This window comes from Streptomyces sp. C (assembly GCF_000158895.1).
Classification (GTDB): domain Bacteria; phylum Actinomycetota; class Actinomycetes; order Streptomycetales; family Streptomycetaceae; genus Streptomyces; species Streptomyces racemochromogenes.
Map to the genome: position 1 here is coordinate 5565737 of NZ_GG657750.1, position 23398 is coordinate 5589134.

A 23398-nucleotide genomic window follows, 5' to 3' on the forward strand; every position below is an offset into this window, starting at 1 on the left:
CGAACCTAGGAAGGAATCCCCCGGCCGGGCAGGGGGGGCCCTCATGGAAGCCGCACATCCATGAAAGCGGCTCATACACCGAGGTGGGAACCAGTGGCCGAGCTCGCCCCGCAGGAACTCCGGGTCCTGGTCGCCGTCGCCGACACGGGCGGATTCTCCGCCGCGGCCGCCGCGTTGGGGGTCAGCCAGTCGGCCGTCTCGCACTCGGTGCGCGGCAGCGAGGGCAAGGTCGGCGCGGTGCTCTTCGAGCGCGGCCGCACCGGGGCCTCGCCCACCCCGGCCGGCGAGCGGGCCGTCGCGCTGGGCCGGCGCATCCTGCGGCTGTACGAGGTGCTGGGCGCGGAGGCGCGCGGCGCGGCCCGCGCCCCCGCCGGGCGGGAGGCGGTGGAGGGGGTGCTGCGCGTCGCGGCCTTCCGCAGCGCGGCCCTGCACCTGCTGCCGCCCGCGCTGGAGCGGCTCGCCGTGCTGCACCCCGGCATCCGGCCCGAGGTCAGGGTGGTGCGCGAGCTCGGCGCCGGCACGGCGGGGGAGGTGGCCGCGGGCCGGGCGGACCTGGGCATCGCGACGCTGGGCGCGCGGGAGGACGTACCGCCGGGGCTGCTGACCGGGGTGCTGGCGGAGGAGGCGTACGCCCTGGTGCACCCCGCCGGGCACCCGGATCCCAAGGCGCTGCCGCTGCTGGACTGGGACGAGAACTGCGGCTCCTACACCCGGGCGTGGTGGCGGTCCCAGGACTGGATCCCGCGGGCCACCGTGAAGGCGGAGGACGACGCCATGGTGCTGACGATGGTCGGCCGGGGCCTGGGCATGGCGATCATGCCGGAGCTGTCGCTGCGGGAGGCCCCGGACACCGTCGAGATCACCGCCCTGGGGCCCCGGAGGCCGGTGAGGCAGGTGGGATACGTCACCACGACGGAATTGGCGTCGACTCTCGCCGTCAGGGCTCTGATCAGGGAACTCAGGGCCGCGAAGGCCTGAAAACGGAACCTGCGGAAGGCTCCCTTCGGGGGGTTTCCCATCTCAGATACTAGGAAGTCCGAGTAATTGCGGAGACATACAGCCGGACCTGCCCTAGCTTTGTAGGAGCCGAACGTCTCGCTGATCCTGCGAATGGCGGTCGAGGGCGCGCGCCCACTGGCAGGCAACCCCTGCGGCGCACGGCCCCCCGCCTCTTCCGGCGCCTTGAAGGAACACCCCTCATCCGTGGCCCCGCCACGCCGTGATCCCAAGGAGTCGATCACCATGACCCCCACCACCGCCGCAGCCCGCCGCGTCCGCCACACCTCCCCGGCCGACGCCGACCGCAAGAACGCCGCCGCCGCCCTCCAGCGCGCCCTGGACCGCCGCGACAACGGCGGCTCGACCGGCCACTGACCGGTCTCCCGGCAGCTCCGCCGCCCAGCCCGCCCGCACCCGGCGCACCGCGCCCGCAGCCGACCCCCGTTGGTCCGAATGCTGGACGCGATATGTCTGAGGGCTGGGACACGGAGTACGGTTCCGACATGTCGACCAGCATCAATCTCGCAGTGATCCCCGGTGATGGCATCGGCCAGGAAGTCGTGGCTCAGGGCCTCAAGGTCCTTACCGCGGTCCTGCCCCAGGATGTGAAGCTGGAGACCAAGGAGTACGACCTCGGCGCCCAGCGCTGGCACCGCACCGGTGAGACCCTCCCGGACGCGGAGCTGGAGGCCCTCAAGCACCACGACGCGATCCTGCTGGGCGCCATCGGCGACCCGTCGGTCCCGTCGGGCGTCCTCGAACGCGGCCTGCTGCTGAAGCTCCGCTTCGCCTTCGACCACTTCATCAACCTGCGCCCCTCGAAGCTGTTCCCGAACACGGCCACCCCGCTCGCCGGCCGTCCGGAGATCGACTTCGTCGTGGTCCGCGAGGGCACCGAAGGCCCGTACACCGGCAACGGCGGCAGCCTGCGCACCGGCACCCCCGCCGAGGTCGCCACCGAGGTCAGCGTCAACACCGCCTACGGTGTGGAGCGCGTCGTGCGCGACGCGTACGAGCGGGCCAACGCCCGCCCCCGCAAGAAGCTGACGCTCGTCCACAAGAACAACGTCCTCGTGTACGCGGGCCACATGTGGAAGAACATCTTCGACAAGGTCGGCCAGGAGTACCCCGAGGTCACCACCGACTACCTGCACGTCGACGCCGCGACGATCTTCTTCGTCACCCAGCCCGAGCGCTTCGACGTCATCGTCACGGACAACCTCTTCGGCGACATCCTCACCGACCTGGCCGCGGCCGTGACCGGCGGCATCGGCCTGGCCGCCTCCGGGAACATCAACCCGACCGGCGCCTTCCCGTCCATGTTCGAGCCCGTCCACGGCTCGGCGCCCGACATCGCGGGCACCGGCAAGGCCGACCCGACCGCGACGATCCTCTCGGTCGCCCTCCTGCTGCGCCACCTCGGCTACGAGGACCAGGCCGTCCGCATCGAGGACGCCGTCTCGGCCGACCTGGCCGAGCGCGACGGCACCTTCCGCTCCACCGACGCGATCGGCGACGCCCTCGCCGCGCGAGTAGCCGGCTGACCCGGCCGTTCCACCCAGGAAGCCGCCAGGTCACAAAGGGACCTGGCGGCTTCTCCTGCGCGGCCCCCGGTGCCACCATCTCCCCTGGGCCGCTAAAGCCCCGTTTCTCCGAAGCCTGCCCGCGCGCGATAATCGAACGCGAGGCCGCGGAATACGGGGAAGCTCGGACGTCCTAGTACGCATGAGCGCGGTCCGCCATACCCAACCGGTGAAGGACAAGCACTCATGACGACGCCCACGATCGAGCTCAAGCCCTCCTCGAACCCGCTGTCCGACGCGGAGCGCGAGGCGATCCTGGCCAGCCCCGGCTTCGGCCGCCACTTCACCGATCACATGGTGACGATCAAGTGGACCGAGGGCCGCGGCTGGCACGACGCCGAGCTGGTCCCGTACGCCCCGCTGGCGATCGACCCCGCGAACATGACCCTGCACTACGCGCAGACGATCTTCGAGGGCCTCAAGGCCTACCGCCAGCCCGACGGCACCGTCGCCACCTTCCGCCCGCGCGCCAACGCCGAGCGCTTCCAGGCCTCCGCCCGCCGCATGGCGATGCCGGAGCTGCCGGCCGACCTCTTCATCGAGGCCTGCGACGCCCTGATCAAGCAGGACCGCGCCTGGGTGCCGGACTCCGGCGAGGCCTCCCTGTACCTGCGCCCGTTCATGTTCGCGTCCGAGGTCGGTCTGGGCGTCCGCCCGGCCAACGAGTTCCTCTTCATGGTCATCGCCTCGCCCGCCGGCGCCTACTTCCCCGGCGGCGTCAAGCCCGTCTCCGTCTGGCTCTCCGAGGAGTACGTCCGCGCCGTCAAGGGCGGCACCGGCGCCGCCAAGACCGGCGGCAACTACGCGGCCTCCCTCGTCGCCCAGGCCCAGGCGGCCTCGCACGGCTGCGACCAGGTCGTCTGGCTGGACGCCGTCGAGCACCGCTGGATCGAGGAGATGGGCGGCATGAACCTGTACTTCGTGTACGGCGACCGCATCGTCACCCCGGAGCTGACCGGCTCGCTCCTCCCCGGTATCACCCGCGACTCCCTCCTCACCATCGCCCGCGACCTCGGCTACACCGCCGAGGAGGGCCGGATCACCACCGAGGACTGGAAGCGCGACAACGAGAACGGCACCCTCACCGAGGTGTTCGCCTGCGGCACCGCCGCCGTGATCACCCCGGTCGGCTCGGTCAAGTCCGAGCGCGCCAACTGGACCCAGGGCGACGGGCAGCCCGGCGAGGTCACGATGAAGCTCCGCAAGGCGCTCCTGGACCTCCAGACCGGCCACACCGCCGACACCCACGGCTGGATGCACCCGCTCGGTTAAGGGGGCCCCCCGAGACGCCCGAAGGCCCCCGCGCTGCTGCGCGGGGGCCTTCGGCCTTGCGGCGGGGCGGGGCGGGAGGAGCGTGGTCAGCGCTCCTCCTCCCTCTTCTTCTTCTCGTCGTCCTTCTTCCCGCCGCCCTGGACCGGGCCCTCCGAGCCGGTCATGGCCGACAGGCCGTCGCCGATCAGGTAGGCCAGGCCGGCCATCCCCTTGACGATCTTCGTCGCCACGTATGCGAGCTCTTCCACGACGCCTCCCCGTGTCGTACGCGGCGACTCCTGTCCTAGTCGGCCGCCGCCATCACTGCTTCCGCCGTCGGGGCGGCGGCCGGTGCCGCCTGCGGCCGGACGGTCAGCGCTGCGTACACCGCGCCTCCGACCAGCCCCGACAGGATGAAACTACAGTCCACCCCGCCGGTGAGCGCCAGCAGAGGGCCCTCGTACACCGGGGTCGACACGGCCGCCAGTCCCACGACCGCGCCCGCCGCCCAGGAGGCGGTGGCGCGGAGGTTCCAGCCGCCGCTGTACCAGTAGACGCCGCCGCGGGCCCGACGGTTGAACACCTGGAGGGCGTCGGCGTCGTAGACCCCGCGGCAGCGGACGAAGCCGATCAGGGTGATCACGGCCCAGGGGGTGCCGATCGCGGTGAGCAGCAGCACGAAGGAGGTCATCGCGGACTGCACGTCCCACTCGAAGGAGCCGAAGAAGACGAACGCGGTGGCCACGGCGGCGGCGATCACGGTGGCCTTCGTGCGGGTGGCCTTCGGGATGATGGCGTCCAGGTCCAGGCCCATGGAGTAGAGCATCAGCCCGGCGTTGCCCACCGAGCCGGCCGCCGCGGCCACCAGCAGCGGCACGAGGTACCAGAAGGGCGCGGCCGCCACGAGCGGCCCGGCGTAGTCGGCCCCGGCACGGGCGGCCAGGGCGGTGTAGGTGCCGAACAGCTGCGGCAGCAGCAGGCCGAACAGCAGCCCGAGGCAGGTGGCCCAGAACACCTTGCGGGAGCCGTGGCGGCGCGGGGAGACGTAGCGGGTGTAGTCGCCGAGCAGGGTGATGAACGCGACGGGCCCGCTGAGCCCGGCGGCGACGGCGGCCAGCAGCCAGGTCGGCCAGAACGAGCCGAGCAGGTACTCCGTGTCCGGCGGGGCGGCGGCGGTGAAGTGGGGGGCGTAGGCGACGACACCGACGGCCAGCAGGACCACCATGGCGATGGACAGCACCTTGCTCATGCGCAGCAGCAGCCGGTAGCCGAAGACGGCTCCGACGACGGTGCACGCGGCGAGCGCGCCGTACATCAGGGCCCGGGTGAGGCCGGTGTCGGGCAGCCCGGTGAGCCGGGACAGGGTCCCGGCCATCACGTCGCCGCCGATCCACAGGGTGAGCGCGGTGTAGCCGAGGGAGAGCAGCAGGCCGACCACGGAGCCGACCAGCCGCCCCCGTACGCCGAACTGGGCGCCGCTGGAGGTGGACAGGTTGGTCGCGGTCCGCAGCGACACCAGGGCGAGCGGCGCGGTGAAGGCGATGCCGACGAGGGTGCCGGTCACGATGGCGGTGACGGAGGGCACCAGGCCGAGCCCGAAGGACGGGGGCAGCCAGCCGAAGACGATCACGCCGAGGCAGAGGTTGGAGCCGAGGAGGATCGAGATCAGGTCACGGGGACCGCTCGTCCGCTCCTCCTCCGGGATGGTGTCGACTCCGCGCTGTTCGATGGGCATGGGGGGCTCCCTTGGCAGGGCGGGGGTGGTTGCGCATTCGTTTGAGCGTCATTCAATGTGACCTGAGTCCTGGCCCCAGGTCAATGCTTCATTGCGAGGGAATGAAGAGTTAGAGTGATGCTCTAACCCATCGAGTCAAAAGGTGGTGGATCGGCGTGCGGCTGACCCCTACGGAGCGCGACCGGCTGCTGCTGCGCAGCGCCGCGGAACTGGCCAGGGCCCGTCGGGCCCGGGGCCTCAGGCTCAACGTCCCCGAAGCCACGGCGCTGATCGCGGACACGGTCTGCGAGGCCGCGCGCGACGGCAAGCGGCTGGCCGAGGCCATCGAGGAGGCCCGGAGCGTCCTGGGCCCCGACGACGTACTGCCCGGCGTCGCCGACGTGGTCACCGAGGTCCACGTGGAGGCCGTCTTCGACGACGGGTCCCGCCTCGCGGTGGTCTCCGCGCCCATCCAGGGCGCCGTCTCCCTCGGCGCCGACGCCCCCGGCGCGGTCGTCCCCGGCCCCGGCGCGCCGCAGCCCGAACCGCGGGTGCACCTGCGGGTGCGCAACACCGCGTCCGTGCCGGTCAGCGTCACCTCCCACTTCCACTTCTTCGAGGCGAACCCCCGCCTCGACTTCGACCGCGCCGCCGCCTACGGCATGCGGCTGTGCGTGCCAGCCGGCTCCTCGGTCCGCTTCGACCCGCACGGCGAGGGCGAGGTGGGGCTGGTCCCGATCGGCGGCGACCGGATCGCCATCGGCTTCGCCGGCCTGGTGGACGGGCCCCTGGACGCACCCGGAGCCAAGGAGCAGGCCCTGGCCCGCGCCGCCGCCTGCGGCTACCTCGGCGCCGCCGCCACCACCGAAGACGACCCGCAGGGAGACCAGGCGTGAGCCGTCAGACCCCCCACACCGACCACAGCGCGCACTGCGCCCCCGGCAGCCGCCACATCGACCCGCACGAGTACGCCTCCGTCTTCGGCCCCCGCGCCGGGGACCGGGTCCGGCTCGGCGACTCGGGGCTCACCGTGCGGGTGGAGCACGACGCCCAGAAGCCCGGCGACGAGTTCCTGGCCGGCTTCGGCAAGACCGCGCGCGACGGCCTGCACCTGAAGGGCGCCGCCGTCCGCGAGACCTGCGACGTCGTGATCAGCAACGTCCTCGTCATCGATGCCGTCCTCGGCATCAGGAAGGTCTCCATCGGCATCCGCGAGGGCCGCATCCACGCGATCGGCCGGGCCGGCAACCCGGACACCCTCGACGGGGTCGACGTGGTCGTCGGCACCGGCACGAGCATCGTCTCCGGCGAGGGCCTGATCGCCACCGCCGGCGCCGTGGACACCCACGTCCACCTGCTCTCCCCGCGCATCATGGAGGCCTCCCTCGCCGCCGGCGTCACCACCGTCATCGGCCAGGAGTTCGGCCCCGTCTGGGGCGTCGGGGTCAACTCCCCCTGGGCACTGAAGCACGCCTTCAACGCCTTCGACGCCTGGCCGGTGAACATCGGCTTCCTGGCGCGCGGTTCCTCATCGGACGCCGCTCCGCTGGTCGAGGCCCTCGCCGAGGGCGGCGCCTCCGGCTTCAAGGTCCACGAGGACATGGGCGCCCACACCCGCGCCCTGGACACCGCCCTGCGGGTGGCCGAGGAGCACGACGTCCAGGTCGCCCTGCACTCCGACGGCCTCAACGAGTGCCTCTCCGTGGAGGACACCCTGCGCGTCCTCGAAGGCCGCACCATCCACGCCTTCCACATCGAGGGCTGCGGTGGCGGGCACGTGCCCAACGTGCTCAAGATGGCGGGCGTGCCGAACGTCATCGGCTCCTCCACCAACCCCACCCTGCCCTTCGGCCGGGACGCGGTCGCCGAGCACTACGGCATGATCGTCTCCGTCCACGACCTCAAGCCGGACCTCCCGGGCGACGCGGCGATGGCCCGCGACCGGATCCGCGCGGGGACGATGGGGGCCGAGGACGTCCTGCACGACCTGGGCGCCATCGGCATCACCTCCTCCGACGCCCAGGGCATGGGCCGGGCCGGCGAGACGATCCGCCGCACCTTCGCCATGGCCGCCAAGATGAAGGGCGAGCTGGGCCCGCTGGACGGCGACGGCGAGGGCGACGACAACGCCCGCGTCCTGCGGTACATGGCCAAGCTGACGATCAACCCGGCCATCGCCCACGGCCTGGCGCACGAGATCGGCTCCATCGAGATCGGCAAGCTCGCCGACATCGTCCTGTGGCGCCCCCAGTTCTTCGGCGCCAAGCCCCAGCTGGTGCTGAAGTCCGGATTCCCGGCGTACGGAGTCACCGGCGACCCCAACGCCGCCACCGACACCTGCGAACCGCTCGTCCTCGGCCCCCAGTTCGGCTCGTACGGGGCCACCGCCGCCGACATCTCCGTCGCCTTCGTCTCCGCCGCCGCGGCAGCCCTGGGCAGCGACGCGATGCCGACCAGGCGCCGCCGGGTCGCCGTACGCGGCACCCGCGGCATCGGCCCCAAGGACATGCTCCTCAACTCCCGGGTGGGCGCGGTCGATGTGGACGCGCGCAGCGGACTCGTCTCGCTCGACGGGGAACCGCTGCGCTCCGAAGCGGCCGACTCGGTCTCCCTCAACCGCCTTTACTTCCTGTAAGCCGTAAGGACCCCGCCATGACTGCACAGCACGCCAAGCCCGTGACCGACGGCTTCCGGATGCCCGCCGAGTGGACCCCCCACGAGCGCACCTGGATGGCCTGGCCCAGCCCCAACCCCACCTTCACCAACGAGCAGGAGCTCGCCGAGGCCCGCCAGGCCTGGGGTGCCGTCGCCCGCGCCGTGCGCGCCTACGAGCCGGTGACCCTCGTCGTCTCCCCGGGCGACGCCGAGAGCGCCCGCGCGATCGTCGGCGACGACGTCCAGCTCGTCGAGCAGGAGCTCGACGACGCCTGGATGCGCGACATCGGTCCGACCTTCGTCACCAACGACGCCGGCGAGCTCGCCGCCGTCGACTGGACCTTCAACGGATGGGGCGCCCAGGAGTGGGCCCGCTGGGACCACGACTCGAAGATCGCCCGGCACATCTCCGACGTGGTCGGCACCCGCACCTACAGCACCCGCCTGGTGAACGAGGGCGGCGCCATCCACGTCGACGGCGAGGGCACCGTGCTCCTGACCGACACCGTGCAGCTCGGCGAGGGCCGCAACCCCGGCTGGACCCGCCAGCAGGTCGAGGAGGAGATCCACGCCCACCTCGGCACCACCAAGGCCATCTGGCTGCCCTACGGCCTGGCCGGCGACTACGGCACCTACGGCACCCAGGGCCACGTGGACATCGTCGCCGCCTTCGCCCGCCCCGGCGTGGTCATGGTCCACACCCAGCCCGACCCGGCCCACCCGGACCACGAGCGCTGCAAGACCATCGCCGCCCTCCTGCGCGCCTCCACCGACGCCAAGGGCCGGCTGCTGGAGGTCGTGGAGGTCCCCGCGCCGACCGTGCTGGAGGAGGACGGCGAGTGGGTGGACTACTCGTACATCAACCACTACCTCTGCAACGGCGGTGTGGTGCTGTGCGCCTTCGACGACCCGCGGGACGAGGAGGCCGCCGAGATCTTCCGCGGACTGTTCCCCGAGCGGACCGTGACGCTCGTTGACGCACGTACGATTTTCGCCGGGGGTGGCGGTATCCACTGCATCACCCAGCAGCAGCCGAAGGTCTGACCCGAGGCGGACCTCGTGAAGGAGTGACCATGGTGGCGGGTGGAGTACCGGTACGGGCGGCGCGCAAGAACGCGCCCCCGCGCGAGGACGTACTCGCCGCCGCCATGGCCACGATCGCCGAGCGCGGACTGGAGGGCCTGACCATGGCCGGCCTGGGCCGCCAGGTCGGCATGAGCAGCGGCCACCTCCTCTACTACTTCGGCAGCAAGGACGAGCTCCTGCTGCAGACCCTGGAGTGGAGCGAGGCGGCCCTGGGCGGCGAGCGGCGGGCCCTGCTGGCCCGTCGCGGCCCGGCGCGCGAGCGCGTACGGGCGTACGTGGACCTGTACGTGCCGGACGGGGCCCGGGACCCGCACTGGACCCTGTGGCTGGAGGTCTGGAACCGGTCCCAGAACGCGGGCCCCCAGGAGCGCGAACGGCAGGCCGCCATCGAGGGCGCCTGGCACCGCGACCTGGTCGCCCTGCTCGCCGAGGGCATCTCGCGCGGCGAGTTCCGCGCGGTGGACCCCGACCGCTTCGCGTCCAGGCTGCGGGCCCTGCTCGACGGGTTCAGCATCCAGGTAGCGGTGGGCCTGCCCGGCATAGGGCGCGAGGACATCCTGGAACACGTCGCGGAGTTCCTCGCCGAAACCCTCGCCGACTAGGCCGTGTGCAGGGCTCCCACCGGCGGCGGCCGCCTGACGGACGCCGGGTGCCCGCATGCTGAGACCGGCGTCCACCGGCGACGGGCCGTGTGACACACTGCGAGCGTGTCTGCTCAGCTCATGATTATGGACAGCAGCGCGCCGGTCCTCTGTGACCGCTGAAACCGTGGACGACCTCCGCGGCAGCGGCCACCGTGCCTCAGACCCGCGCGCAGACCTCTCGCACCCGCGAGGGGTCTTTTCGTTTCCAAGGGCAGAAACATGCCGGAAGCGGGCGGCGCGCGATGATGGGGGCAGTGGATCCCCGGTCTCCGGAACCACTCATCCGACAGGAGTCAGATCAGCATGACGACGACAGAGGCGACCCAGCCGACAGCGGCCCTCGACGACGCCTTCCACGTCTTCGACACCACCCTGCGCGACGGCGCCCAGCGTGAGGGCATCAACCTCACGGTCGCGGACAAGCTGACCATCGCGCGGCACCTGGACGAGTTCGGAGTCGGCTTCATCGAGGGCGGCTGGCCGGGCGCCAACCCCCGCGACACCGAGTTCTTCGCCCGCGCCCGGGCCGAGATCGACTTCAAGAACGCCCAGCTCGTCGCCTTCGGCGCCACCCGCCGGGCCGGCGGCGACGCCGCCTCGGACCCGCAGGTGCGGGCCCTCCTGGAGTCCGGCGCGCCGGTCATCACCCTCGTCGCCAAGTCCCACGACCGGCACGTCGAACTCGCGCTCCGCACCACCCTCGACGAGAACCTGGAGATGGTCCGCGACACCGTCTCCCACCTCGTCGCCCAGGGCCGGCGCGTCTTCGTCGACTGCGAGCACTTCTTCGACGGCTACCGCGCCAACCCCGAGTACGCCAAGTCCGTCGTCCGCACCGCGCACGAGGCCGGCGCCGACGTCGTCATCCTCTGCGACACCAACGGCGGCATGCTCCCCGCCCAGATCACCGCCGTCGTCTCGACCGTGCTGGCCGACACCGGGGCCCGCCTCGGCATCCACGCCCAGGACGACACCGGCTGCGCCGTCGCCAACACCCTGGCCGCCGTCGACGCGGGCGCCACGCACGTCCAGTGCACCGCGAACGGCTACGGCGAACGCGTCGGCAACGCCAACCTCTTCCCGGTCGTCGCCGCGCTAGAGATCAAGTACGGCCGCAAGGTCCTGCCCGAGGGCGCGCTCGGCGAGATGACCCGCATCTCCCACGCCATCGCCGAGGTCGTCAACCTCACCCCCTCCACGCACCAGCCGTACGTCGGCGTCTCCGCCTTCGCGCACAAGGCGGGCCTGCACGCTTCGGCGATCAAGGTCGACCCGGACCTGTACCAGCACATCGACCCCGAGCGCGTCGGCAACACGATGCGCATGCTGGTCTCCGACATGGCCGGCCGGGCCTCCATCGAGCTCAAGGGCAAGGAGCTCGGGGTCGACCTCGGCGGGGACCGCGCGCTGATCGCCCGCGTGGTCGAGCGGGTCAAGGAGCGCGAGCTGGCGGGCTACACGTACGAGGCCGCCGACGCCTCCTTCGAGCTGCTGCTGCGCGCCGAGGCCGAGGGCCGGGCGCGCAAGTACTTCCGCGTGGAGTCCTGGCGGGCCATCGTCGAGGACCGCCCCGACGGCACCCACGCCAACGAGGCCACGGTCAAGCTGCGGGCCAAGGGCGAGCGGATCGTCGCCACTGCGGAGGGCAACGGCCCGGTCAACGCCCTCGACCGGGCCCTGCGGGTTGCGCTGGAGCGCTTCTACCCCCAGCTGGCCAAGTTCGAGCTGGTGGACTACAAGGTCCGCATCCTGGAGGGCAAGCACGGCACCGAGTCCACGACCCGCGTCCTGATCGCCACGACGGACGGCACCCGCGAGTGGAACACGGTGGGCGTCGCCCCCAACGTCATCGCGGCCTCCTGGCAGGCCCTGGAGGACGCCTACACCTTCGGCCTCCTGCACGCGGGCGTGGAACCGGCCGAATAGTCCGGCAGGGGGTCAGCACTTGTCCGCGACGAGCTTGCGGAACTTCTTCGGGGACATCGCCCTGCCGCCGGCCCAGACCTTGCCGGGCCCGAGCCGGGCGAGGTCCTCGGCGGTGAAGTGGACCGTCCCCGAGTAGTCGGCGAAACCCGGCGGGTGAAAACTCAGGCTGTAGCTGCGGCCGGGCTTGAGGCTCCGTTCGGCACCCCACTCGCGGACCGCCCACGTGGCCGGCGGGGAGAAGAGGGGGAACGTGACCCGCCCCGCGGCGAGTGGGGAGCCGCCGGCCATCCAGCCGTCCTCCGAGGCCGTCGACGGTGTCGTCACGGTGGGCTGCGGCGCACCGGACGCCGGAGCGTCGTGGACGAAGAAGTCCGCGGTGCCGATCGCGTCGTCGCCGCACGGCGCCATCGTGACCTGCGGCGTTCCGTCGGCTCCGATGCCGACCGAGATCAGCGGCAGATCGGCCGCCGAACAACCCGAGAGCATCCCCGCTCCCGCCAGTGCCAGAGCCACCCCACGCCATGCGCGTCTCATCGGCCCACCCCCTGGCGGCAGGCTACGCGGGCGGGGTCTCGTGAAGGCAGCGAAGGGCTTATGTCCCGCTCACACAGGAAATGACCGGTTCGGGTAGCGTCGTCGGTATGAGGACCAGGCTGATATCCGTACGCATGCGATCGGTGCTGTCCGGTCTGCTGCTCGTGCTGACCGTCGGCGCGCTCGGGGCCGCCCCGCGGGCCGCCGCCGCCGACGGGGGGACCGCCGCCGTGGCGGAGGCGCTCAAGAAGGGGCCCGTCTACGTGGACCCCGGCGCCGCGGCCCAGCTGTCGCCGGCCCAGGCCGACGCCCTCGCCGCCAAGATCAAGGCGGCCGGCAAGCCGCTCTTCGTCGCCGTGCTGCCCGCCACCCCCGCCTTCCCCGCCGACAGCGTGCTGCGCACGGTCCGCACCGGGACGGGGATCACCGGGCTCTACGCCATCCGGCTCGGTGACGGCTTCGACGCCGGGGCCGACCGGGCCGTCATGCCGAACAACGCCGTCCGCAACCTCACCGACGCGGTGAAGGCGGGCGGGGCCGTGGACGCCGCGACCGAGCTGAACAACTTCGTCGACCAGGCACTCCCGCAGATGAGGGGCAGGGCCCCGGCCTCCTGGGACGGCGCGGCCGACAGCGGCGGCGGCTCCTCGGCCGGGGCGGTGATCGCCCTCGGCGCGGTGGCCCTGGCCGGCGGCGGGGGCGCGTACCTGCTGGTCAAGCGGAACCGGAAGAAGAAGGAAGAGGCCCGGCAGGAGGCGGTCGCCCGGCTGAGCGTGGTCGTGGACGAGGACATCACCGCCTTCGGCGAGGAACTCGAACGCCTCGACTTCCACCCCGGCGAGCCCGGCGCCGACGACGCCATGCGCGCGGACTACGAGAAGGGGCTGGACTCCTACGAGAAGGCCAAGCGGATCATGTCCTCGGTCCGGGAGCCGCACGAGGTGCAGGGGGTGACCCAGGCGCTGGAGGACGGCCGGTTCGCACTCGCGAGCCTCGACGCCCGCCGTCAGGGCAGGCCGCTGCCCGAGCGCCGCGTGCCCTGCTTCTTCGACCCGCGCCACGGGCCGAGCACCGAGGACGCGGCCTGGGCCCCGCCCGCAGGGGCGGCCCGTACCGTACCGGTCTGCGCGGCGGATGCCGTACGGCTGCGCGACGGGCTGGACCCGGCGGTGCGCACCGTGGACACGGAGTACGGCCGGCGGCCGTACTACGACGCCGGCCCGGCGTACGGCCCCTGGGCCGGCGGGTACTTCGGCGGCGGGATGCTGCCCGGCCTGCTGGTGGGCACGATGCTCGGTTCGATGATGGCCACTCCCGCGTACGCCTCGGACTTCGGCGGCGGGTACGGCGGCTACGACGGCGGCGGCTTCGAGGGCGGGGACGTCTCCGGCGCCGACTTCAACCCGTCCGACTTCGGCGGCGGGGACTTCGGCGGCGGTGGCGGCTTCGACGGGGGCGGCGGATTCGACGGCGGGGGCGGCTGGTAGCCGCCCCCGGGGTTCCGCGCGGGCCGTGGTCAGGCCTGCTTGACCGCCGAGATGTCGAAGGTCAGCTTCACCTTGTCGCTGACCATCACGCCGCCGGCCTCCAGGGCCGCGTTCCAGGTCAGGCCCCAGTCGGAGCGCAGGATCTCGGCCGAGCCCTCGAAGCCCACGCGCTCGCTGCCGTAGACGTCCGTGGCGGTACCGGCGAACTCCAGGTCGATGGCGAGGGGACGCGTCACGTCCTTGATCGTCAGGTCGCCGGTGATGCGGTACTTGTCGCCGCCCAGCTGCTCCGCCGAGGTGGAGCGGAAGGTCATCAGCGGGAAGAGCTCGGCGTCGAAGAAGTCGCTGCCCAGCAGGTGGGCGTCGCGGTCGGCGATGCCGGTGCTGACCGAGGCGATCTGCACGTCGATGGAGGCGGTGGAGCGCGACGGGTCGGCGCCGTCCAGGTGGAGGGTGCCCTCGTGCTGCGCGAAGCTGCCGCGGACGTTGGTCACCATGGCGTGGCGGACGGTGAAGCCGATGCTGCTGTGCGCGGCGTCGATGGCGTAGTCGCCGGTGAGGGCGGCGAGGGCCGGGTCGACGGGGAGCGTGGCCACCGGGCCCTGCTGGGCGGGGGCGACGGTCTGGCTGCTGCGGCGGGAGAAGAGGCCCATGACTTCCTCCTGGGGAGTCCGTGGTTTGGTTCAACTTTCAACAAGAACGACGCTAGACCCATTCCGTTCAAATTTCAACTTCTCGGGTCGGGGTGTCGCCGTTTTGTTGGACCCCCACAAAGGCTGAAGGGTCCTGCTGGGGGAGTCCATGCATCCTTCGGAGGTTCTGTCCGGGCCGCACAGCGGACGGGGTCCGAGACTGTGTAGAACCAACGGAGGGTTTTGATGGCCACCCTTCGTAAGGTCGGTACATGACCGTTGTGGACCAGACCCCGAGCGAGCCGACGGACGCCCGCGGGCGCGTGGCCGAGCTGCACTCCCTGCGCGAGGAGGCCCGGCGCGGCCCCAGTGACCGCGCGACCGAGGCCCAGCACGCCAAGGGCAAGCTGACCGCGCGCGAGCGCATCGCGCTCCTGCTCGACGAAGGTTCCTTCAGGGAGGTCGAGCAGCTCCGCCGGCACCGGGCGACCGGCTTCGGCCTGGAGGCCAAGAAGCCCTACACCGACGGTGTCATCACCGGCTGGGGCACGGTCGAGGGCCGCACGGTCTTCGTCTACGCGCACGACTTCCGCATCTTCGGCGGCGCGCTGGGCGAGGCCCACGCCACGAAGATCCACAAGATCATGGACATGGCCATCGCGGCCGGTGCCCCGCTGGTCTCCCTCAACGACGGCGCCGGCGCCCGTATCCAGGAGGGCGTCTCCGCCCTCGCCGGCTACGGCGGCATCTTCCAGCGCAACACCAAGGCCTCGGGCGTCATCCCGCAGATCTCGGTGATGCTGGGCCCGTGCGCCGGCGGCGCCGCGTACTCCCCGGCCCTGACGGACTTCGTGTTCATGGTCCGGGACACCTCGCAGATGTTCATCACCGGCCCCGACGTCGTCCGCGCCGTCACCGGCGAGGAGATCACCCAGAACGGCCTCGGCGGCGCCGACGTGCACGCCGAGACCTCCGGCGTCGCGCACTTCGCGTACGACGACGAGGAGACCTGCATCGCCGAGGTCCGCTACCTCATCACGATGCTCCCCTCGAACAACCGCGAGAACCCGCCGGTCCACGAGAACACCGACCCCGCCGACCGGCGCTCGGACGTCCTCCTGGACCTGGTGCCCGCCGACGGCAACCGCCCGTACGACATGCTCAAGGTCATCGAGGAACTCGTCGACGACGGCGACGTCCTGGAGATCCACGAGCGCTGGGCGCGCAACATCATCTGCGCCCTGGCCCGCCTCGACGGCCAGGTCGTCGGCATCGTCGCCAACCAGCCCGGCCACCTCGCCGGCGTCCTGGACATCCACGCGTCCGAGAAGGCCGCGCGCTTCGTCCAGATGTGCGACGCGTTCAACATCCCGATCGTCACCCTGCTGGACGTCCCGGGCTTCCTGCCCGGCGTCGACCAGGAGCACGGCGGCATCATCCGCCACGGCGCCAAGCTGCTGTACGCGTACTGCAACGCCACCGTGCCGCGGATCTCGCTGATCCTGCGCAAGGCCTACGGCGGCGCGTACATCGTCATGGACTCCCAGTCCATCGGCGCCGACCTCACCTACGCCTGGCCCACCAACGAGATCGCCGTCATGGGCGCCGAGGGCGCCGCCAACGTGATCTTCCGCAAGCAGATCGCGGACGCCGAGGACCCCGAGGCGATGCGCGCCCGGATGGTCAAGGAATACAAGGCCGAGCTGATGCACCCGTACTACGCGGCCGAGCGCGGCCTCGTGGACGACGTCATCGACCCCGCCGAGACCCGCGGGGTGCTCGTCAGCGCCCTCGCGATGCTCCGCACCAAGCACGCCGATCTGCCGTCTCGCAAGCACGGCAACCCGCCGCAGTAACGAGCGAAGGAGACCTGCCGACGATGAGCACCGCCACCGACACCCTGCTGAAGGTCGAGAAGGGCAACGCCGCCCCCGAGGAGCTGGCCGCGATCACCGCGATCCTCCTCGCCCGCGCCGCCGCCACCCCGGAGGAGGCCGCCGCCACCAGCCGTTCCACGGCCGGCTGGCGCCGCCTGGAGCGCAGCCGGGGCTTCCAGGCCCCCCACAGCTGGCGCGGCTGAGCAGCGCACGCACGAACGCCGGAAGGCCCCGCACCCCCAGGGTGCGGGGCCTTCCGCGTGCCCGGCGCCCCCGGACACCGGACCCCGGGTACGGCGAAGGCCCCCGTGTCCCGGACACGGGGGCCTTCCGCGGGGTTCCGCTCTGCTTACCGGAGCCGGGCCATGAGGGCGTGCTCGACGAGCGTGATGAGTGCGCTCTTGGCGTCCGCGCGGTGGCGGGCGTCGGTGGTGATGATGGGGGCGTCGGGGCCGATCTGGAGGGCCTCGCGTACTTCTTCGGGGGTGTAGGGCTGGTGTCCGTCGAAGCCGTTGAGGGCGATGACGAACGGCAGGCCGCTGTTCTCGAAGTAGTCGACGGCGGGGAAGCAGTCGGCGAGGCGGCGGGTGTCGACGAGGACGACGGCGCCGATGGCGCCGCGTACGAGGTCGTCCCACATGAACCAGAAGCGGTCCTGTCCGGGGGTACCGAAGAGGTACAGGATCAGGTCCTGGTCCAGGGTGATGCGGCCGAAGTCCATGGCGACCGTGGTGGTCGTCTTGTCACCGGTGTGGGTGAGGTCGTCGATACCCGCGGAGGCGCTGGTCATGACGGCTTCGGTGCGCAGGGGGTTGATCTCGGAGACCGCGCCGACGAACGTGGTCTTGCCCACGCCGAAGCCGCCCGCCACCACGATCTTCGCGGAGGTGGTGGAGCGCGGAGCCGCTCCGCCGTTAGAGCTTGCGAAGTCCACTGAGCACCCTTTCGAGCAGTGTCACATCTGGCTGGCCGCCGGCAGACTCGTCGCCGCCGGGCTGGTGAATGGCGACAAGGCCCGCCTCCGCCAGGTCGGCGACGAGGATGCGGGCGACACCAAGAGGAATGGAGAGAAGTGCCGAGATCTCCGCGACGGATTTGATCTCCTGGCACAGGCGGCAGATGCGCTGGTGCTCGGGCAACTGCCCTTGCAGGCGCGCGGGGTCCGCCGTGGTACTGACCAGCGCCTCGATGGCGAGCTGGTAGCGCGGCCGGGTACGGCCGCCGGTCATCGCGTACGGGCGCACCAGCGGGTTGTGCGCCTTCGGGGCCTGAGGCTGCGCGGCCCTGGGGGGCTGCTGCGGAAGCCGGTGGGGCGCCTGGGGCTGCTGGGGCTGGCCGTACGGCTGCTGGGCGTAGGGGTTGTGCTCCGGCATCTGCCGGCTGGGGGAGGAGGGGAAGTTGAAGCGGTTCTGGTCGTGCCCACCCTGCGGCTGCTGGCCGCCATAAGGATGTCCTCCGGGTGTTGTCACGTTTCCTCCTCCGACTCCAAGAACGCAGTACTCCCTGTGGAACCGCGCCACCGCACCCTACGGTGCGATGACGCGAAACGCACTGCCCGTTTGCTAGTTGAGAAGGCTTCCCTGCAGCTCCGCGCGGAGGTCCGGGGTGAGGACCGTGCCGGCGCGGTCAACGAGGAGGGCCATCTCGTAGCCCACGAGGCCGATGTCGCACTCGGGGTGCGCGAGCACCGCGAGCGAGGATCCGTCGGAGACGGACATCAGGAAGAGGAACCCGCGGTCCATCTCCACGACGGTCTGGTTGACGGCGCCGCCCTCGAAGATCCGGGAGGCACCGGCGGTCAGCGAGGTCAGGCCGGAGGCCACGGCCGCCAGCTGATCGGCGCGGTCGCGCGGGAATCCGTCGGACATCGCCAGCAGAAGGCCGTCGGCGGAGACCACCACCGTGTGGGACACCCCGGGGGTGTTGTCCACGAAGTTGGTGATCAACCAGTTAAGGTTCTGCGCCGCCTGGCTCATCGCGCTCACACTAACGCTCCTGGTCATAGCTGTTACCTGACTGCTCGGAACCCGCGCTGCGTCCCTGCTGGACACCGCGTCGCAGGTTGCTCAACCTGCCACGGACGTCCTCCGGGGCGCGGGAGACCTGGGGGCCTCCCTGCGGGGTCGTCTCCGCAGCGCCCTCGACCAGGTTGGCCTTGGGCACGCGCCGAGGGAGACCGGACGAGGTGACCCCGCCCGCCTTCGGCTCACGGAGCTTGCCGGCCTGCTGCCAGCGCTCGTCGTTCGTCGAGCGCCAGCCCCCGCCGGCTGCTGCCTCCGCCACATCCTGCTTCGGTTCGGCGGCCTGCTGCTGACGCTGCGGCCGCTGCTCGAAGAGGGATCCGGCGGACTCCGCTTCCTGCTGTGCCGGCTGCCACTGCTGCTGGCTGCCGCGTCGCGGCAGGCCCGCCCCGGTCAACTCGTGACCGGCGTCGGCAGCGGCGCCCGGACGGTCGAAGCCTACGCGGTCCAGAGCCGGTTCGGGAGCGGAGGGCGATTCCGAATCGGACCCGTAATCCTGCTGGTAGGAGCCCGGGTAGGTGTTCTGCCCGGGCCACTCGACCTGCTGGGACTGGTCCTCGTAGCCGCCGTCGTACGCCTGGGCGGGCTGCTGCCCGTCCTGGTAGCCGGCTTCCGGATACGAGTAGTCCTGCTCCGGGTACGCCTCGTAGGACCCCGGCTGCTGCTGGGAGTCGTACGGAGCCTCGTAGCCCTGCGCGGACTGCTGCTCGTAGCCCTGGTACTCCTGGTACCCGTGCTCCGGCTGCGGTTCCGGATAGTCCTGCGCCTCGGGGCCGGGGTACTGCTCCTGCTCCTGAGCCTGCGGGAAGTTGAGCTGCGCCTCCAGCGCGGCCCGGCGCTCCTCGCGGCCCAGGGACCGCACGACCGGGTCCGCCGGCTTCGCGTCGCCGCCCTGGGCGCCCGGGGCGTCGTAGGCGGAGTCGTCGAAGCCGAGCTCGGCGGCCGTCCGCAGCGGGGCGGCCTGCTGGGCCTGCTGCTGCGGAATGATCGAGGAGACGGTGAAGTCGTCGTCCGGGATGCCCTCGCCACCGCCACCGTGGGTGATGGCGTCGGGGAGCATGACCAGCGAGGTGGTGCCGGCCGCCTCGCCCGAGGGGCGCAGCTGGACGCGGATGCTGTGGCGGTCCGCCAGCCGGCCGACCACGAACAGACCCATGCGCTGCGAGATCGCGGCGTCCACGGTCGGCGGGTTGGCCAGCTTGTGGTTGATGTCCGCGAAGTCCTCGGCCGTGAGGCCGATGCCCTTGTCGTGGATCTCGACCATCACGCGGCCGTCGGGCAGACGCGTGGCGGTCACGCGGACCTTGGTCTGCGGGGAGGAGAACGTGGTGGCGTTCTCCAGGAGCTCGGCGAGCAGGTGCACGAGGTCGGTCACGGCCTGGCCGTGGATCTCGGCCTCGGAGACGCCCGAGAGCTCGATGCGCTCGTACTGCTCCACCTCGGAGGAGGCGGCGCGCAGCACGTCGACGAGGGGCACCGGCTGGTCCCAGCGGCGGCCCGGGTTCTCACCCGCGAGGATGAGGAGGTTCTCGCCGTTGCGGCGCATACGGGTGGCCAGGTGGTCCAGGCGGAAGAGGTTCTCCAGCTGGTCCGGGTCGGCCTCGTTGTTCTCCAGGTCGGTGATGAGGGTCAGCTGGCCCTCGATCAGCGACTGGTTGCGCATGGAGAGGTTCGTGAAGATCGCGTTGACGTTGCCCCGCAGGAGCGCCTGCTCGGCGGCGAGCCGGACCGCTTCCCGGTGGACCTGGTCGAAGGCGCGGGCGACCTCGCCGATCTCGTCGCGGGAGGTGATCGGGATCGGCTCCACGCGGGTGTCGACCTTGCCCGGGTCGGTGCGCGAGAGCTGGTCGACGAGCGAGGGCAGGCGCTGCTCGGCGATGTCGAAGGCGGAGCTGCGCAGACGGCGCATCGAGCGGCTCATCTGGCGGGCCATCATGGCGGCCAGGATGAAGGCGGCCAACAGGGCCACGACCACGATGGCGCCGGTCAGGATGGCGTCGCCGCGCGACTTGTCGGAGACCGCGACGGCGTCCTTGACGGCCTTGTCGAGGAGTTCCTTCTCGATCTCGGCGTAGCCGTCGAACTTGGCGGTGGCGGCGGCCTGCCAGGCGGGGGCGGTGGTGCCGTTCAGGGCGAGCTTGGCGGGCTTCTCGCCGCCGGCTATCGCCTCGGTCATGCCGGTGAGGGCGGAGCCGTTCACCACGGGCGGAGCCTTGAAGACGGTGCCGGACTGCTCGGCGGCCTGCTTGGCCTGGGCGAGCTTGGCGGCACCCTCCTGGGACTTCTTGCCCATGACCTCCTTGAGCCGGTTGGTGTCCTCGTCGGTGCCGGCGGCGACGTACTCGCCGATGGCGATCTCTTCGAGGTAGGCGTAGGAGGAGAAGGCGACCAGCTGGGCCTTGCGGACTTCCTCGTTCTCGTTCGGGCGCACCAGCAGGTGCGTGCCGACGGAGCGCTGGAGCGAGTTCGCGGCCTTGGCCAGCTCGACCGCGTAGACCATGCGGCCGTAGCTGGTGACGTTTCCGGTGCCCAGGCCCAGTTCGTTGGAGAACTGCATGAGGTAGTGCTGGACCAGCACGTAGCCCTCTTCGGTCGGGATGGGGCCGGCCGAAGAGGGGAGGTTCTTCTTCTGGGTCTCCGGGACGGCGTAGGCCGTCTTGCGGACCTGCTCCAGCTTCGGCTCCTCCTGGCGGAAGAGTTCGAGGCGGCGCTCCAGGCCCTGCTTGGCCGGGAGGTCCTTCGCGGCCTGGGCGAACTTGGCCTTGGCCGCGTCCGTGGCCGCGTAGGCCTTGGAGACCGCGGCGTTGTTGCGGTCGTTCTTGAGGAGGGGCTCGGCGGTGAGGTCGCGCTCGTTGAGGAGGGCCTGGCCGTATTCGGCCGCGGCCTGGACGATCCGCGCGGTCTTCTCGGCGTCCTTGGCCTCGTTCCAGCTGTCGACCGAGCCCTTCACCTGGAAGCCGCCCATGACCAGTCCGACGAGGACGGGAACCATGAGGATGGCGTTCAGCTTGGTGGCCACCCGCCAGTTGCGGGGAGCGAGCTTGCTGGTGCTTCCGCTGCTCGTGGATGGTTCCACGGGCACGTCGACGGGCGACATGGCCGCGCGCGGCGGCGGGGTGAAGTTGCCTCGCGCGGGTTCATCCGCGGGGCTCGAGTTGCTTCGCCTCACTCGACCAACAACCTCTCGGCGGTGCTACTAGCTGGTTCGTTGAATTCCAGCACGGTTAAGCGCCGTGTTCCAAACAGTTGAATCCGGCCATTCACAGAACCTTACGCCCCACATAAAACGGACATAAAGAGCGAGCTGCGGCAAAAATAGGGCTCGCCGTGCGCGCAGCGGCACCGACCGAACGCACGCAGTGTCCGCCTGACTGCAATTCACTGTCGAAACGTTATGAACACGAGGGGCGGGCCGTGTTGGAGAACACAGCCCGCCCCCGGCGTATTGCCTTGTCGTGCGTGTTACTTGAGCCGGGCCATGAGGGCGTGCTCGACGAGCGTGATGAGTGCGCTCTTGGCGTCCGCGCGGTGGCGGGCGTCGGTGGTGATGATGGGGGCGTCGGGGCCGATCTGGAGGGCCTCGCGTACTTCTTCGGGGGTGTAGGGCTGGTGTCCGTCGAAGCCGTTGAGGGCGATGACGAACGGCAGGCCGCTGTTCTCGAAGTAGTCGACTGCGGGGAAGCAGTCGGCGAGGCGGCGGGTGTCGACGAGGACGACGGCGCCGATGGCGCCGCGTACGAGGTCGTCCCACATGAACCAGAAGCGGTCCTGTCCGGGGGTACCGAAGAGGTACAGGATCAGGTCCTGGTCCAGGGTGATGCGGCCGAAGTCCATGGCGACCGTGGTGGTCTTCTTGTCGCCGGTGTGGGTGAGGTCGTCGATGCCCGCGCTCGCGGACGTCATCACGGCCTCGGTTCTCAGCGGGTTGATCTCGGAGACCGCGCCGACGAACGTGGTCTTGCCCACGCCGAAGCCGCCCGCCACCACGATCTTCGCGGAGGTGGTGGAGCGAGGAGCCGCCCCACCGTCAGAGCTTGCGAAGTCCACTGAGAACCCTCTCGAGCAGCGTTACATCCGGCGTTCCGCCGGCCTCTCCATTGCCCGGCTGGTGGATGGCCACCATGCCGGCTTCCGCCAGGTCGGCGACGAGGATGCGGGCGACGCCGAGAGGCATCGAAAGCAGCGCGGAGACCTCCGCGACCGACTTCACCTCGCGGCACAGGGTGCAGATGCGCTGGTGCTCCGGCAGCAGGCCGGACAGGTGCATCGGGTCGGCCGTCGTGCTGACCAGCGCCTCGATGGCGAGCTGGTAGCGCGGACGGGTCCGGCCGCCGGTCATCGCGTACGGGCGGACGAGCGGCTGATCGCCTTCCGAGTACGAATCTCCGTACGCGTCGGGGTAGGCGGGGGGCGGGGTCATTGATCCTCCGGGCTGGACAGCAGTGGTCAGCGTGCCGTCTGACAGGGCGGCCGGTGGGGGGACATGACGGCCTGTCGGGGGTACTGGATTCCGGGTGTGCGGACCCGGTTCCCCGGCCGGAAGTACCGTCCGGCCGGGGAGGGGGGTGTCAGATGAGCAGGCTTCCCTGGAGCTCCGCGCGCAGGTCCGGGGTGAGGACGTTGCCGGCGCGGTCGACGAGGAGGGCCATCTCGTAGCCGACGAGGCCGATGTCGCACTCGGGGTGCGCGAGCACGGCCAGCGAGGATCCGTCGGAGACGGACATCAGGAAGAGGAACCCGCGGTCCATCTCCACGACGGTCTGGTTGACGGCGCCGCCCTCGAAGATCCGGGAGGCACCGGCGGTCAGCGAGGTCAGGCCGGAGGCCACGGCCGCCAGCTGGTCGGCGCGGTCACGGGGGAATCCTTCGGACATCGCCAGAAGGAGTCCGTCGGCGGAGACCACCACGGTGTGGGACACCCCGGGGGTGTTGTCCACGAAGTTGGTGATCAACCAGTTCAGGTTCTGTGCCGCCTGGCTCATCGAACTC

The 23398-nt window shown here is 71.1% G+C and carries 23 protein-coding genes; 12 read left to right on the plus strand and 11 right to left on the minus strand.

Annotated features, from left to right (window positions below):
- Positions 1-93: 93 nt before the first annotated feature.
- The 4 genes from SSNG_RS25285 (at position 94) to SSNG_RS25295 (ending at position 3854) form a co-directional block, all read left to right on the plus strand.
- On the plus strand, positions 94-978 hold the full coding sequence (locus SSNG_RS25285; RefSeq protein WP_007266753.1) for a LysR family transcriptional regulator: 885 nt from the start codon (positions 94-96) through the stop codon (positions 976-978).
- A gap of 264 nt (positions 979-1242) precedes the next feature.
- The gene (locus SSNG_RS44935; protein ID WP_277752153.1) at positions 1243-1374 is read left to right on the plus strand and encodes a hypothetical protein; all 132 of its coding nucleotides are present in this window, start codon (positions 1243-1245) and stop codon (positions 1372-1374) included.
- Between the two features lie 128 nt (positions 1375-1502).
- The gene (locus SSNG_RS25290) at positions 1503-2543 is read left to right on the plus strand and encodes a 3-isopropylmalate dehydrogenase (protein WP_007266755.1); all 1041 of its coding nucleotides are present in this window, start codon (positions 1503-1505) and stop codon (positions 2541-2543) included.
- 225 nt (positions 2544-2768) lie between these two features.
- Positions 2769-3854, plus strand: coding sequence for a branched-chain amino acid aminotransferase (locus tag SSNG_RS25295; protein WP_007266756.1), 1086 nt, complete (start codon positions 2769-2771; stop codon positions 3852-3854).
- Between the two features lie 86 nt (positions 3855-3940).
- Here the strand turns inward: SSNG_RS25295 and SSNG_RS42320 are convergent, their stop codons facing one another.
- Together SSNG_RS42320 and SSNG_RS25300 are read right to left on the minus strand one after the other, a co-directional pair.
- Positions 3941-4102 carry a hypothetical protein gene (locus SSNG_RS42320; protein ID WP_007266757.1) on the minus strand — a complete coding sequence of 54 codons (162 nt, stop codon included), beginning with the start codon at positions 4100-4102 and terminating at the stop codon, positions 3941-3943.
- 35 nt (positions 4103-4137) lie between these two features.
- Positions 4138-5568, minus strand: a complete 1431-nt coding sequence (locus SSNG_RS25300) for a cytosine permease (protein WP_042801863.1) — start codon at positions 5566-5568, stop codon at positions 4138-4140.
- Between the two features lie 155 nt (positions 5569-5723).
- Between SSNG_RS25300 and ureA the strand changes: the two genes are divergently transcribed.
- The 5 genes from ureA to cimA all read left to right on the plus strand — a co-directional run bounded on the left by ureA (position 5724) and on the right by cimA (position 11858).
- Positions 5724-6443: an urease subunit gamma gene (gene ureA / locus SSNG_RS25305; protein WP_007266759.1), complete on the plus strand. Its 720-nt coding sequence runs from the start codon at positions 5724-5726 to the stop codon at positions 6441-6443.
- Between the two features lie 56 nt (positions 6444-6499).
- Complete coding sequence (locus SSNG_RS25310; protein WP_042804096.1) at positions 6500-8182, plus strand: urease subunit alpha; 1683 nt, start codon at positions 6500-6502, stop codon at positions 8180-8182.
- A 17-nt stretch (positions 8183-8199) separates the two neighbouring features.
- Complete coding sequence (locus SSNG_RS25315) at positions 8200-9246, plus strand: agmatine deiminase family protein (RefSeq protein ID WP_050779726.1); 1047 nt, start codon at positions 8200-8202, stop codon at positions 9244-9246.
- A gap of 29 nt (positions 9247-9275) precedes the next feature.
- Positions 9276-9890 (plus strand): TetR/AcrR family transcriptional regulator, encoded by a 615-nt coding sequence (locus SSNG_RS25320; protein ID WP_042801865.1) that lies wholly within the window; start codon positions 9276-9278, stop codon positions 9888-9890.
- A gap of 345 nt (positions 9891-10235) precedes the next feature.
- On the plus strand, positions 10236-11858 hold the full coding sequence (gene cimA, locus SSNG_RS25325; protein WP_007266763.1) for a citramalate synthase: 1623 nt from the start codon (positions 10236-10238) through the stop codon (positions 11856-11858).
- 12 nt (positions 11859-11870) lie between these two features.
- Here the strand turns inward: cimA and SSNG_RS25330 are convergent, their stop codons facing one another.
- Complete coding sequence (locus SSNG_RS25330) at positions 11871-12371, minus strand: hypothetical protein (protein WP_129593336.1); 501 nt, start codon at positions 12369-12371, stop codon at positions 11871-11873.
- A gap of 128 nt (positions 12372-12499) precedes the next feature.
- Between SSNG_RS25330 and SSNG_RS25335 the strand changes: the two genes are divergently transcribed.
- Positions 12500-13879 carry a hypothetical protein gene (locus SSNG_RS25335; RefSeq protein ID WP_042801869.1) on the plus strand — a complete coding sequence of 460 codons (1380 nt, stop codon included), beginning with the start codon at positions 12500-12502 and terminating at the stop codon, positions 13877-13879.
- Between the two features lie 29 nt (positions 13880-13908).
- Here SSNG_RS25335 and SSNG_RS25340 read toward each other — a convergent pair whose 3' ends face one another.
- On the minus strand, positions 13909-14532 hold the full coding sequence (locus tag SSNG_RS25340) for a YceI family protein (RefSeq protein WP_007266766.1): 624 nt from the start codon (positions 14530-14532) through the stop codon (positions 13909-13911).
- Between the two features lie 251 nt (positions 14533-14783).
- Here SSNG_RS25340 and SSNG_RS25345 point away from each other — a divergent pair, with 251 nt between their 5' ends.
- Together SSNG_RS25345 and SSNG_RS25350 are read left to right on the plus strand one after the other, a co-directional pair.
- Complete coding sequence (locus SSNG_RS25345) at positions 14784-16367, plus strand: acyl-CoA carboxylase subunit beta (protein ID WP_007266768.1); 1584 nt, start codon at positions 14784-14786, stop codon at positions 16365-16367.
- Between the two features lie 23 nt (positions 16368-16390).
- Positions 16391-16591: an acyl-CoA carboxylase subunit epsilon gene (locus SSNG_RS25350; protein ID WP_007266769.1), complete on the plus strand. Its 201-nt coding sequence runs from the start codon at positions 16391-16393 to the stop codon at positions 16589-16591.
- Between the two features lie 146 nt (positions 16592-16737).
- On the opposite strand, the gene SSNG_RS25355 is transcribed toward SSNG_RS25350, so the two are convergent.
- From SSNG_RS25355 to SSNG_RS25385, 7 genes are all read right to left on the minus strand, one after another.
- The gene (locus SSNG_RS25355; RefSeq protein WP_007266770.1) at positions 16738-17322 is read right to left on the minus strand and encodes an ATP/GTP-binding protein; all 585 of its coding nucleotides are present in this window, start codon (positions 17320-17322) and stop codon (positions 16738-16740) included.
- On the minus strand, positions 17303-17857 hold the full coding sequence (locus SSNG_RS25360) for a DUF742 domain-containing protein (RefSeq protein WP_042801871.1): 555 nt from the start codon (positions 17855-17857) through the stop codon (positions 17303-17305). Before SSNG_RS25360 ends, SSNG_RS25355 begins: the two co-directional genes overlap by 20 nt.
- 93 nt (positions 17858-17950) lie before the next feature.
- Positions 17951-18364 carry a roadblock/LC7 domain-containing protein gene (locus SSNG_RS25365; RefSeq protein WP_007266772.1) on the minus strand — a complete coding sequence of 138 codons (414 nt, stop codon included), beginning with the start codon at positions 18362-18364 and terminating at the stop codon, positions 17951-17953.
- A 10-nt stretch (positions 18365-18374) separates the two neighbouring features.
- On the minus strand, positions 18375-21578 hold the full coding sequence (locus SSNG_RS25370) for a nitrate- and nitrite sensing domain-containing protein (RefSeq protein ID WP_007266773.1): 3204 nt from the start codon (positions 21576-21578) through the stop codon (positions 18375-18377).
- 293 nt (positions 21579-21871) lie between these two features.
- Entirely contained in the window at positions 21872-22456 is a 585-nt protein-coding gene (locus SSNG_RS25375; protein ID WP_007266774.1) for an ATP/GTP-binding protein, read from the minus strand.
- The gene (locus SSNG_RS25380; protein WP_007266775.1) at positions 22437-22829 is read right to left on the minus strand and encodes a DUF742 domain-containing protein; all 393 of its coding nucleotides are present in this window, start codon (positions 22827-22829) and stop codon (positions 22437-22439) included. The genes SSNG_RS25375 and SSNG_RS25380 overlap by 20 nt, the downstream gene beginning before the upstream one ends.
- Positions 22830-22977: 148 nt before the next feature.
- Positions 22978-23391 carry a roadblock/LC7 domain-containing protein gene (locus tag SSNG_RS25385; protein WP_007266776.1) on the minus strand — a complete coding sequence of 138 codons (414 nt, stop codon included), beginning with the start codon at positions 23389-23391 and terminating at the stop codon, positions 22978-22980.
- Positions 23392-23398 lie beyond the last annotated feature (7 nt).

Coding starts and splice junctions, on each gene's coding strand:
- SSNG_RS44935 (WP_277752153.1), top strand. CDS start 1,243: ATGACCCCCACCACCGCCGCAGCCCGCCGCGTCCGCCACACCTCCCCG.
- SSNG_RS25290 (WP_007266755.1), top strand. CDS start 1,503: ATGTCGACCAGCATCAATCTCGCAGTGATCCCCGGTGATGGCATCGGC.
- SSNG_RS25295 (WP_007266756.1), top strand. CDS start 2,769: ATGACGACGCCCACGATCGAGCTCAAGCCCTCCTCGAACCCGCTGTCC.
- SSNG_RS25300 (WP_042801863.1), bottom strand. CDS start 5,568: ATGCCCATCGAACAGCGCGGAGTCGACACCATCCCGGAGGAGGAGCGG.
- SSNG_RS25315 (WP_050779726.1), top strand. CDS start 8,200: ATGACTGCACAGCACGCCAAGCCCGTGACCGACGGCTTCCGGATGCCC.
- SSNG_RS25320 (WP_042801865.1), top strand. CDS start 9,276: ATGGTGGCGGGTGGAGTACCGGTACGGGCGGCGCGCAAGAACGCGCCC.
- cimA (WP_007266763.1), top strand. CDS start 10,236: ATGACGACGACAGAGGCGACCCAGCCGACAGCGGCCCTCGACGACGCC.
- SSNG_RS25335 (WP_042801869.1), top strand. CDS start 12,500: ATGAGGACCAGGCTGATATCCGTACGCATGCGATCGGTGCTGTCCGGT.
- SSNG_RS25340 (WP_007266766.1), bottom strand. CDS start 14,532: ATGGGCCTCTTCTCCCGCCGCAGCAGCCAGACCGTCGCCCCCGCCCAG.
- SSNG_RS25345 (WP_007266768.1), top strand. CDS start 14,784: ATGACCGTTGTGGACCAGACCCCGAGCGAGCCGACGGACGCCCGCGGG.
- SSNG_RS25350 (WP_007266769.1), top strand. CDS start 16,391: ATGAGCACCGCCACCGACACCCTGCTGAAGGTCGAGAAGGGCAACGCC.
- SSNG_RS25365 (WP_007266772.1), bottom strand. CDS start 18,364: ATGAGCCAGGCGGCGCAGAACCTTAACTGGTTGATCACCAACTTCGTG.
- SSNG_RS25380 (WP_007266775.1), bottom strand. CDS start 22,829: ATGACCCCGCCCCCCGCCTACCCCGACGCGTACGGAGATTCGTACTCG.
- SSNG_RS25385 (WP_007266776.1), bottom strand. CDS start 23,391: ATGAGCCAGGCGGCACAGAACCTGAACTGGTTGATCACCAACTTCGTG.